Raw genomic sequence first — 9,177 nt, 5'->3', positions numbered from 1 at the left:
CGTGGACGGCATCGAGGCACTCGAGCAACCGAAAGTCCGGTACCGCCGGGCCCTGGACACCGAAGACCGGGGCGCCATGCGCCGGGTCTTCGCCGACGACGTGGTGGTGGACACCACCGGCTCGGGAGGTTCTGTGGTTACCGGCGCCGACGTCTTCCTGGTCTTCCTCGACTCCGCGCCGGACCGCGAGAACCCCATCGCTTCTTCGAGGCGGTGCGGACGTCCCGCAGGAAGCACGCGATGGACGAGCGGGAGGAGCAGGGGCCCGCCACCGCCGCCGACGTCCAGTTGATGATCGCCCAGCTCGACACATCCGTCGTCGCCACCGAGGACGAACTCGCCTTCTATGACGCGCTGGCCGCCGACCCGTCGGCGGTCGAGCAGATGGACGGCTCCCTCCTCGCGCGGATCGCGCACGAGCTGTACGAGCAGATCCGCCGGGACGTCACCGTCGACTGGAAGGTCAAGGAGCAGGTCCGCGACCGGATCATGGCGCGGGTGCTCCGGTTGCTGCGCAAGTACGGGTACCCGCCGGACAAGCAGCCCGCGGCGATCGAGCGCGTACTGAAGCAGGCGGAGGACATGGTGGACAAGCTCACCTGAGCGTTCTGCCCGGTCACACCAGCAGGGTGTGGAGCTGCTGGCGCATGTCCTTGACCTCCCGTACGTCGCGCCACGGGGTCGAGAGGGCCGCGATCTCGGTGAGGTAGCCGTCCAACCGAGCCGAGGAGACCAGCGGGGCGATGCGTGACAAGGTGCCCATGAGTTCTGCGGCGAGGAGCGGCTCGGACGAGCGGAGGGCCGCCTGCACCTGGCGGGCGAGGAGGTTGGCTCCGAGCCAGGGGGAGGCGGGGAGAAGGAACTCCACCGCCTCGTGCAGCGTGTCCTGTGCGGCTTTCCACTCACCTTGCTCGTAGAGGGCGACGCCCACGTTCCCGGTCAGGTTGACGCGCTCGAAATCAGGCAGATCGGTTCCGATCGTCCGTGCCCTGTCCAAGGACATGGAGGAGTGCCTTTTTTCTCCGAGCAGTCCGAGTGCTCGGCCGAGACCCATCGACGCTCGTGCCTCGGAGGCCGGGGAAATGCCGGGAACCGTCAAGGCTTGACGGGCATACCACTCTCCGTGTCGGCCGTCGCCTCGGTAGCAGGAGAACATCGCGAGTTCGTTGAGCGCGCTGACCTGTCTGTCGCGGTCCTGACCCGCTCGGGCGAACGACGCGGCGAGCTTGCCCGCCTCCTGGGCCTGGGGGAGGCGGCAGGCGTCGTACTGGACGAGCGAGACTTTCCGTGCGAGTTCGGACGCTGCTCCGAGGAGTCGGACGTCCTTGCTGCCGGTGACGGCGTTCCGGACGCGGCGAAGATGCCGGTCGGCGTCCTGAAAGGCGGTGAGGCCACCCGATCCGTAGAGGGATTTGTTGACTCTTTCTGCGATGGCCCCCACGTAATCCGGGTCGCGGTAGGGATTGCCTTCGGCGCTGGGAACGAGGGTCACGCTTGCCGCACCGGCGAGAAATGCGCGTCGTTTCACTTCGGCCTCATCGATTTTGCGTCTTATGACCACCTCATAGCCTACTCGCCCGAGTAGTCGGGAAAGGCGGTTGAATCCGATATCTTGTTTCCCGCCCGCCACTGTGGACACCCACGCCTGGGTACGTCCCCAGGCGTCGCCCAGTTGGGCCTGGGTCCACCCGCGTTCCTTCATGATCGCTTTGGTGGCTTCGGGCAGTTCCCTGAACTCCATGGGGCCGAGATTAAAGGACGACAGGATATCTGTCAGTATCGCGTATAAGTAGTTCTCATGCCCGCCTGTTCAATGGGCCCGGAGGTCTTCAGGATCGTTCCGCTCGCGCATTCATCGAGAAGCGCAGGAACAGGGGAACGATGTCACAAGAAATGACGAAGAACGAGAAAGCGGCATTGGCCGGAATCCGGGGGATCGCCGCGGGGATCGAGCTGAACCTCCTCACCCGGCCCGCCCCCGACGTGCCGGCGACGGTCCGCTCCCTGCTGCGCCTGCGGCTCGCGTCCTGGCGCGTCCCGGCGGACCTGGCCGAGGACGTCCTGCTCGCCGCCGTCGAACTCGTGAGCAACGCCTGCGACGCCGCCCCCGACACTGAGATCGCCTTCCGGGCCCGGCTCGACCCGGCCACCGGAGCGCTATGGGTCGGCGCCTGGGACACGTGCCCGGACGTGCCGACCGCGCGGCGGCCCGAACTGACCCTCGAGGGCATCGACGCGCTCCCCGACGACCACACGTTCGGCGGGTGGGGCCTGCCTCTGGTCGCGGCCCTCGCGGCCGACTGTGGAGTGACCCGCACCGCCGACGGCAAATGGGTCCATGCCGTCTTCTCGCGGAGCCCGCGATGAGCGTCCTCCGGATACCGCCGCTCACGGATCCCGCGCCCCGCGTTCGCCGACTTCGGCCTCGTCGCCCTGGACGTCGCGCCGATCACTATCGGCGGCGACGTTCATCATCGGCACGAACGTCCAGCTGCTCACCCCGACGCGCCCGATCGATCCGGAGCTCCGCCGGGGCACGTGGGAGGCCGTCGAGCTGTACGCGGCGGCGGTCCGCGACCCGGTTCTGAAGACCGTCACCCAGGCGTGGACGGCGCGCGGCCGCCGGGCGCTGGAACGCCACTTCGACGCCGCCGCCGCCCGGGAACTCGACGCGCTCATCGAAGGCCTCGTGCTGCACGGCGCCTGTCGACCGACCCGATGACACCCGGGCAGATCCGCCAAGCCGTCCACCGGCACGTGCGCTGACCAGGGGCGATTTCGCGGGGTTCGTCCGTTTGCCCCCCGTACCTTCCGATGCTTGAAGATCGCCTGCTACCTTCATAAATACAGTGACGTCTATTAAAGGAGTGGTCATGAGGCCACATCGATCCGCCTCCGGCCCCTGCTCGGTCGGGACGAACTTCGGCGGCCAGGAGCAGGCCGCCTTCAATGCCGCCCAGGCCGTCACCCCGGGGGCCTGACCATGACCAATCCCCTCAAGCGAGTCCTCGGAGTGCTGGTCGCGGCCGTCCTGCTGGCGCCCATCCCCGCCGGCCAGGCGGCCGCGGCGCGGCCGACGCTGACCGACGGGTTCGGGCTGACCCAGGTCACGAGCGCCGCCAGCACGGCTCCGACCAACACCGACGACAACTTCGTGATCACGGTGACGTCCGCCCAGGTGGCCGGACAGCAGAACATCCGGATCATCCTGCCGGGCGACTACGCGGCCAACCCCGCCAAGCGCTACCCCGTCCTGTACTTCCTGCACGGCTCGCCGGACGACCCGTCCGCGTCCTTCTACGGCAACGACGTGCTCGCGGGGACGCCCGGCATGATCACCGTCGTGCCGGACGGAGGCAACCGCGGCTGGTACGCCAACTGGCTCAAGCAGAACACCGCCGCCGGGGCCGCGAACTGGGAGAACTTCCACATCCAGCAGGTGCTCCCGTTCATCGACGCCAACCTGCGCACGATTCCCACCAAGCAGGCCCGCGCCATCGCCGGAATCTCGATGGGAGGCTTCGGAGCCTTCCACTACGCCCAGCGGCACCCCGGCCTGTTCAGTCAGGTCGCCTCCCTGTCCGGAGACCTGGAGATGGGTGCCAACCAGATGGGGCTGCGCCTGATCGTGGTCGCCTCCCTGACCAACGCGAGCGGCGCGCTGTGCGGCTCCACCTCCGGGACGGTCGGCTGCGACGGCAACGCCTACGCCCCCGGGGTGGACAGCGACGCCCTCTTCGGCAGTCCCTACCCGGTGCTCAACGCCGACTGGCGCTGGAACGAGGCCGACCCGGTCGCCAACGCCGAGAAACTGCGCGGCATGGGCGTCCACATCTACACCGGCAACGGTGACGGCGGGAACTACGACGTCCGCGAGTGGTGGCTGGAGAGCTCATCCGCTCACATGAAGACCAAGCTCGATTCCCTCGGCATCCCCGTCCACTACGAGAATTACGGCAACGGGGCGAACTGGGGCCCCTACTGCCAGGGCGGCGGCCACGAGCCCGGCTGCTGGTACCAGGACCTCATCGACCTGATGCCCCGCCTCCAATCCGCCCTCACCCCGGCCGCCTGACCCACCCCCGGTCGCACGCCGCCAGGCGGCCCCGAGCCCCTGGCGGCGTCACCCCGCCCCGGCACCGAGGACAGGTCTTCGATCGTGCTGACCGTCCCGGAGTGCCGGCTGCCTCATCGCATCTCGTTCTCGAAGAGGGCGCGGAAGGCGCGCGGGGGTCGTCCGGTGATGCACTGGACGGTGTCAGTGGTGCGGTCCTCCGCCCCCTCGGCAATGGCGAGGTCCATCCCGGCCAGGATCGCGGCGAACTCCAGTGGCATCAGCGTCGCGAGGCGATCGCGCATCTGCTCGTAGGACAGGCGGCGGTGGACGACGGGACGGCCGGAGACCTCGGTGACGATCGTGGCGATGTCGTCGTAGCCGAGCGCCTCCGGCCCGGTGAGGACGAGGTCGGTGTTGGGAGCCTGTTCGTCGGTCAGGGCGTGGACGGCGACGGCCGCGATGTCCTCGGCGTCGATGAAGCCGACCCGGCCGTTCCCGGTGGCGGTCAGGATGGCGCCCTCTTCACGGATGCTGAGGGCGTGGACGTGCTCGCCGGTGAAGTTCTGCATGAACCAGGAGGGCCGCAGCACCGCCCACTGCTCGAAAAGGCCGGGGAGGGCCTGGTGCACCATTCCCACCGCCGGGCCGCCTTCGGGGACGGCCGAGGAGCTGAGGAGCACCGCGCGGTGTACGCCCGCCTCGCGGGCCCGCCGGAGGAAAGGCAGCATGGTCGCCGCCGGGTCGGGGTCGCCCACGGGCGGCAGGAGGTAGACGCGGTCGACTCCGTCGAGGGCGGCGTCGTGGGTGTCGGGGCGGTACCAGTCGAAGGGGACCGGCTCCGCGCCGGGGACCGGGGCGGCGTGACGGACGGCGGCTCTGACGCGGTGACCGGCGGCTGTCAGCCGCGCGGAGATGCGGCTGCCGGTGGTGCCGGTGGCGCCGATGACCAGGGCGGCGGCGGTCTCGCCCGCCGAACGCCCGGGCCGGTGGGGATCCGTCGGAGAAGTCGGTGCGGACATGGGTATCCTCCATCTCGTAGAATACGGACCCCGGGTCCGTTTCGTTTTCGAAGATACGGACTCGTGGTCCGTTTCGCAAATGGAGGAGCCGCGTGCCCGAGCGCAGACCACGCAAGGACGCCGTCCGCAACCGGGAGGCCGTGCTCTCGGCCGCCGACGCGCTCTTCGCCCGCGGCGAGAGCCCCGAGGACGTCACCATGGCCGACATCGCAGCGGCGGCGGGCGTCGGCAAGGGAACGCTCTTCCGCGCTTTCGGCGACCGCGCCGGACTGCTCCGCGCGCTGTACGAGGCGCGGCTCGAACCGATCGTGGAGGCCGTCGAAACGGGCCCGCCGCCTCTGGGCCCCGCCACCCCGCCGCACCAGCGCGTGCCCGCCCTGCTCGACGCCATCGTGTGCTTCAAGCTCGACAACCGCCGCCTTGCGCTGGCCCTGGAGGAGACCGGGAGCGGCAGCCCTTACCGAGCCGAACATTACGAGCGGTGGCACAGCCTGCTCCGAGCCGTGTTGGAGCAGATCCCCGGCCTGGCCGACAGCGACTTCACCGCCCACGCGCTACTCGCCGCCACCCGGGCCGACCTCGTCGAACGCCTGGTCGGCCAGGAGGGCGTACCGCGCGAAAGGCTGCGGGCTCAACTGGCGGGCTTCGTCGCCAGAGTCGTGGACTCCCGCCCGTCGCAGGGACCGGCGGCGAGCAACTGATCGAGGAGATCGGCGGGTGGCGTCCCCGGCTTCGGCGGAGGCGGCGGTCCGTGGTTTCAGTCGGCGTCGGCCGGAGCGAACACCGCGGCGTGGTCGCGGACGAAGTCGGTGATGCCGCGCGGGGGACGGCCGAGGAGGTCGGCGACCGTGTCGGTGGTGAAGTCGCCCCAGCCGGAGGCATACGCCTGCGCGTACTCCTCGAGCATGTCGACGATCCAAGTCGGGACGCCGTAGCCGAGCAGGGTCTTGCGTTTGGCGTCATCGCCGACCGGCAGGTACGTGATGGGCCTGCCGAGAGCGAGACCCAGGTGTTCGGCGGCTTCGTCGAACGTCAGGGAGCGCGGGCCGGTGAGGGTGTAGGTCCGGCCGTGGTGGTGGTCCGGGGTGTCGAGGAGCACGCGGGCGGCGCACTCGGCGATGTCGCGTGCGTCGATCATGCCGATCCGGGCCGAGGCCAGGTTCAGTGAGAACGTGCCGGTGGCGGAGATGTCGCCCGCCTCGTTCAGCAGGTTCTGCATGAACCAGTGCGGACGCAGGATCGTCCAGTTCATGCCGCACTGTTCGGTCTCCCGGTCGGACAGCGCGTGCAGCCTGCCGCTGCGGTTCGGCGCGTCGTGTGCGGCGCCGACGACTGACAGGCGCACGATGCGTTCCACACCGGCCTGGCGGGCGGCCCACACGGCGTTCATGTTGTTCTCCGGGGCGCGCGGGCTGTTCGGGGTGAGCAGCCAGACGTCCTGCACGCTCTCGAAGGCGGGCGGCAGCGAGCGCGCGTCGTCGAGGTCGCCGACGAAGACCTCGACGCCTCGCTTGCGCAGGCCGTCCGCTTTGGACTCGTCGCGGACGAGGGCACGAAGGTTCACATCGGCCCCTTCCAGCGCGTTGACCAGTGCGGTGGACACGGTTCCGGTGGCTCCGGTGATCAGTACGGTGCGCGACACGTTCACTCTCCTTTGGCGGTGGCGGGGGTGCGGATCAGGCCACGGACGGTGTCAGGGGACAGTTGTGCGGCGGAGATGGCGGTCAGAGCGAGTACGAACCCGACGCCCTGCCATGGCGTCAGGGATTCGCCGAGGAACACCCGGCCCAGGATCGTGGCGACCAGGGGTGAGATCAGGGAGAGGAACGACACGGCGACCACGGGCAGCCTGCCGAGGCCTCGGAACCAGATCGGGTAGGCGAGCAGGGCGCCGACGACGGACAGCCACGCGTAGCCGCCGATCGCGCGGAGGTCCAGCGCGGGCGGAAGCCCCTCGACGGCGAGGGCGAGCGGGAGGAGTACGAGTCCGCCGGCGGTGAGCTGCCAGCCGGCGAAGGCCGCCGGGCCGACGCCCTCCGGACGTCCCCAGAGCTTGGTCAGGACGAGCCCGCCGGCCATCGCACCGGGAGCCGCGAGGCCGGCCAGGACGCCCAGCAGGTCGAAGGAGACCTGGCCGCGCAGGACGATCAGCCCGACGCCCGCCACTCCGGCCAGGCCCCAGCCGATCCGCCAGCGGGTGGGCTTCTCGCCGAGCAGCAGGAACGCCAGGCCGACGACGATGAGCGGCTGGACGGCGCCGAGGGTCGCCGCGACGCCGCCGGGCAGCCGGTAGGCGGCGACGAACAGCAGCGCGAAGAGCGCGCCGATGTTGAGGGTGCCGAGCAGCAGCGAGCGCCACAGCCACTTGCCGTGCGGCAGCTTGCGCGTGACGGCGAGCAGGATCAGCCCCGCCGGCAGCGCGCGGATCACACCGGACACCAGCGGGTGGCCGGGCGGGAGGAACTCGGTGGTGACCAGATAGGTGCTGCCCCAGCTGATCGGCACGGCCGCGGTCAGCGCGGTCACTCCCAGGGTGCCCTGGACGGGCGCGGTGCGTGGCGCGGTGTCCATGATGACCTCTCAGCGTTGAAATGTTTAACGTTGAGGAACGTATGCCGATGATAACTTAATGTCAAACAGTTCAACGTTGAGGAGTTCTCATGGGGCGTGACGCCGTCGACCTCATCGTCGAGCAGTGGGCCCGCGCCCTCCCGGACCTCGACGCGTCCCCGATGGAGGTCCTCGGCCGCCTCTCCCGGCTGACCCGGATCGTCGAGCGCGAACTCAAGAAGCTCTTCAGCGAATTCGGGCTGGAACGGGGCGAGTTCGACGTCCTCGCCACCCTCCGCCGCGCCGGTTCACCCGACGGCATGACCGCGGGCGCGCTGGCCCGCTCCTCGATGGTGACCTCGGGCGCCGTCACCAACCGGCTCGACCGGCTCGTCGCCAAGGGCTACGTCACCCGCGACGTCGACCCCGAGAACCGGCGCACCGTCGTCGTCGCCCTGACGCCCACCGGCCGCGACCTCGTAGACCGCGCCATCGTCGCCCACGTGGCCAACGAGCAGCGCATCCTCGCCGCACTCGACCGGCACCAGCGGGCCGACCTCGCCGCGACCCTGCGCACCCTGCTGCTCAGCCTCGGCGACGAGGTGAACGACGCCGACGCGGCGGACGAGACCTGAACGGCCGCCTGCGGGCGGGGCGCCCGGAGGAGAATCGGAGTGCGAGCCGCGAGCGGACATGGTGCGATGACCGCTATGAACGAAGTAAGGCGTCCCAGCGGCAGTGATCCCGAGCTGCTGGTCGCGATGGAACGCAACCTCGCCGAGCACGCCTGTCACCTGCACCGCAGGATGGAGGGCCCGACCGTCACGGAGACGGAGGACCTCCTGATCGCCGACAGCGGCCTGGACGACGACACCTTCAACATCGTCGCGGCGGCACGTCTCACCACCGACACCGCACCGGCCCGGGTCACCGAGACCGTCCGGGCCCTGGCCGCGACCCGGCGCCCTTTCTCGTGGTGGGTGGGCCCCGCCTCCACACCGACGGATCTCGCCGCGCTCCTGAAAGACGCCGGTCTTCAGGCGTCAGAGACCGAGAGCGGAATGTCGATGCGCCTGCTCGCACCCCCGGCGGAGCCGCACCTGGAGGATCTGGACATCCGCCCGGTCACGACCCCCGAACAGCTCGCCGACTACTCGACCGTCCTGGCCGCGAACTGGGACCCGCCGGCCGCCACCGTGCGCCGCTTCTTCGCCGACGCCGCCGAGTGGGCCCTCGCCCCCGACTGCCCCGCCCGCTACCGGGTCGGCTACGTCGAGGGCCGCCCCGTCTGCTCCGCCGAGGTCTTCCTCCACGGGGTAGTCGCCGGGATCTACAACATCGCGACCCTGGCGACCGCCCGCCGCCGCGGGTACGGCGGCGCCATCACCCTGGCGACCATGCGCACCGCGTACGACGAGGGCTACCGCACCTTGGTCCTGCAGGCGTCGTCAGACGGCGAACCCGTCTACCGCCGCCTCGGTTTCCAGCCGTGCGGCGTTTTCACCGAGTACGCCATCGCTCCCCGCTGACCGGCGCCTTCTGAACGAAGAC

The 9,177-nt window shown here is 70.0% G+C and carries 12 protein-coding genes; 8 read left to right on the top strand and 4 right to left on the bottom strand.

Translation table 11 applies throughout. From position 1 onward, the window contains the following. Position 1 precedes the first annotated feature (1 nt). Together ABD327_RS37510 and ABD327_RS25275 are read left to right on the top strand one after the other, a co-directional pair. Complete coding sequence (locus ABD327_RS37510; protein ID WP_425547206.1) at positions 2 to 292, top strand: nuclear transport factor 2 family protein; 291 nt, start codon at positions 2 to 4, stop codon at positions 290 to 292. After that, positions 241 to 603: a type I restriction enzyme endonuclease domain-containing protein gene (locus ABD327_RS25275; RefSeq protein ID WP_344453378.1), complete on the top strand. Its 363-nt coding sequence runs from the start codon at positions 241 to 243 to the stop codon at positions 601 to 603. The genes ABD327_RS37510 and ABD327_RS25275 overlap by 52 nt, the downstream gene beginning before the upstream one ends. Before the next feature lie 13 nt (positions 604 to 616). Here ABD327_RS25275 and ABD327_RS25270 read toward each other — a convergent pair whose 3' ends face one another. Next, positions 617 to 1,741 (bottom strand): NsdA family TPR-like regulatory protein, encoded by a 1,125-nt coding sequence (locus tag ABD327_RS25270; protein ID WP_344453376.1) that lies wholly within the window; start codon positions 1,739 to 1,741, stop codon positions 617 to 619. Between the two features lie 152 nt (positions 1,742 to 1,893). Between ABD327_RS25270 and ABD327_RS25265 the strand changes: the two genes are divergently transcribed. The 3 genes from ABD327_RS25265 to ABD327_RS25255 all read left to right on the top strand — a co-directional run bounded on the left by ABD327_RS25265 (position 1,894) and on the right by ABD327_RS25255 (position 4,075). Next, positions 1,894 to 2,367 carry an ATP-binding protein gene (locus tag ABD327_RS25265; protein ID WP_344453374.1) on the top strand — a complete coding sequence of 158 codons (474 nt, stop codon included), beginning with the start codon at positions 1,894 to 1,896 and terminating at the stop codon, positions 2,365 to 2,367. Beyond that, entirely contained in the window at positions 2,339 to 2,722 is a 384-nt protein-coding gene (locus tag ABD327_RS25260; protein WP_344453372.1) for a TetR/AcrR family transcriptional regulator, read from the top strand. The genes ABD327_RS25265 and ABD327_RS25260 overlap by 29 nt, the downstream gene beginning before the upstream one ends. 261 nt (positions 2,723 to 2,983) lie before the next feature. Next, a complete protein-coding gene (locus ABD327_RS25255; RefSeq protein ID WP_344453370.1) occupies positions 2,984 to 4,075 on the top strand; it encodes an alpha/beta hydrolase in 1,092 nt (363 codons plus the stop codon). Positions 4,076 to 4,188: 113 nt separating this feature from the next. On the opposite strand, the gene ABD327_RS25250 is transcribed toward ABD327_RS25255, so the two are convergent. Continuing rightward, positions 4,189 to 5,076 (bottom strand): NAD(P)H-binding protein, encoded by an 888-nt coding sequence (locus ABD327_RS25250; protein ID WP_344453367.1) that lies wholly within the window; start codon positions 5,074 to 5,076, stop codon positions 4,189 to 4,191. A gap of 92 nt (positions 5,077 to 5,168) precedes the next feature. Here ABD327_RS25250 and ABD327_RS25245 point away from each other — a divergent pair, with 92 nt between their 5' ends. Continuing rightward, a complete protein-coding gene (locus ABD327_RS25245; RefSeq protein WP_344453365.1) occupies positions 5,169 to 5,777 on the top strand; it encodes a TetR/AcrR family transcriptional regulator in 609 nt (202 codons plus the stop codon). A 56-nt stretch (positions 5,778 to 5,833) separates the two neighbouring features. On the opposite strand, the gene ABD327_RS25240 is transcribed toward ABD327_RS25245, so the two are convergent. Together ABD327_RS25240 and ABD327_RS25235 are read right to left on the bottom strand one after the other, a co-directional pair. Beyond that, on the bottom strand, positions 5,834 to 6,718 hold the full coding sequence (locus ABD327_RS25240) for an SDR family oxidoreductase (protein ID WP_344453362.1): 885 nt from the start codon (positions 6,716 to 6,718) through the stop codon (positions 5,834 to 5,836). Between the two features lie 2 nt (positions 6,719 to 6,720). Further along, positions 6,721 to 7,647, bottom strand: coding sequence for an EamA family transporter (locus tag ABD327_RS25235; RefSeq protein WP_344453360.1), 927 nt, complete (start codon positions 7,645 to 7,647; stop codon positions 6,721 to 6,723). Between the two features lie 89 nt (positions 7,648 to 7,736). Between ABD327_RS25235 and ABD327_RS25230 the strand changes: the two genes are divergently transcribed. After that, positions 7,737 to 8,261: a MarR family winged helix-turn-helix transcriptional regulator gene (locus tag ABD327_RS25230; RefSeq protein ID WP_344453358.1), complete on the top strand. Its 525-nt coding sequence runs from the start codon at positions 7,737 to 7,739 to the stop codon at positions 8,259 to 8,261. Positions 8,262 to 8,336: 75 nt separating this feature from the next. Next, positions 8,337 to 9,155 carry a GNAT family N-acetyltransferase gene (locus tag ABD327_RS25225; RefSeq protein WP_344453356.1) on the top strand — a complete coding sequence of 273 codons (819 nt, stop codon included), beginning with the start codon at positions 8,337 to 8,339 and terminating at the stop codon, positions 9,153 to 9,155. The last annotated feature ends 22 nt before the right edge of the window (positions 9,156 to 9,177 follow it).

The sequence above is a fragment of the Actinocorallia aurantiaca genome (assembly GCF_039533685.1).
Classification (GTDB): Bacteria; Actinomycetota; Actinomycetes; order Streptosporangiales; family Streptosporangiaceae; genus Actinocorallia; species Actinocorallia aurantiaca.
The sequence above is the reverse complement of the archived record's forward strand: the minus strand, read 5'-3'. Positions and strand labels throughout refer to the sequence as shown.

Bases quoted from the DNA above. Each gene is read 5' to 3' on its own strand.
- ABD327_RS25270 (WP_344453376.1), bottom strand. From the start codon at position 1,741: ATGGAGTTCAGGGAACTGCCCGAAGCCACCAAAGCGATCATGAAGGAA.
- ABD327_RS25255 (WP_344453370.1), top strand. From the start codon at position 2,984: ATGACCAATCCCCTCAAGCGAGTCCTCGGAGTGCTGGTCGCGGCCGTC.
- ABD327_RS25250 (WP_344453367.1), bottom strand. From the start codon at position 5,076: ATGTCCGCACCGACTTCTCCGACGGATCCCCACCGGCCCGGGCGTTCG.
- ABD327_RS25260 (WP_344453372.1), top strand. From the start codon at position 2,339: ATGCCGTCTTCTCGCGGAGCCCGCGATGAGCGTCCTCCGGATACCGCC.
- ABD327_RS25275 (WP_344453378.1), top strand. From the start codon at position 241: ATGGACGAGCGGGAGGAGCAGGGGCCCGCCACCGCCGCCGACGTCCAG.
- ABD327_RS25235 (WP_344453360.1), bottom strand. From the start codon at position 7,647: ATGGACACCGCGCCACGCACCGCGCCCGTCCAGGGCACCCTGGGAGTG.
- ABD327_RS25265 (WP_344453374.1), top strand. From the start codon at position 1,894: ATGACGAAGAACGAGAAAGCGGCATTGGCCGGAATCCGGGGGATCGCC.
- ABD327_RS25225 (WP_344453356.1), top strand. From the start codon at position 8,337: ATGAACGAAGTAAGGCGTCCCAGCGGCAGTGATCCCGAGCTGCTGGTC.
- ABD327_RS25230 (WP_344453358.1), top strand. From the start codon at position 7,737: ATGGGGCGTGACGCCGTCGACCTCATCGTCGAGCAGTGGGCCCGCGCC.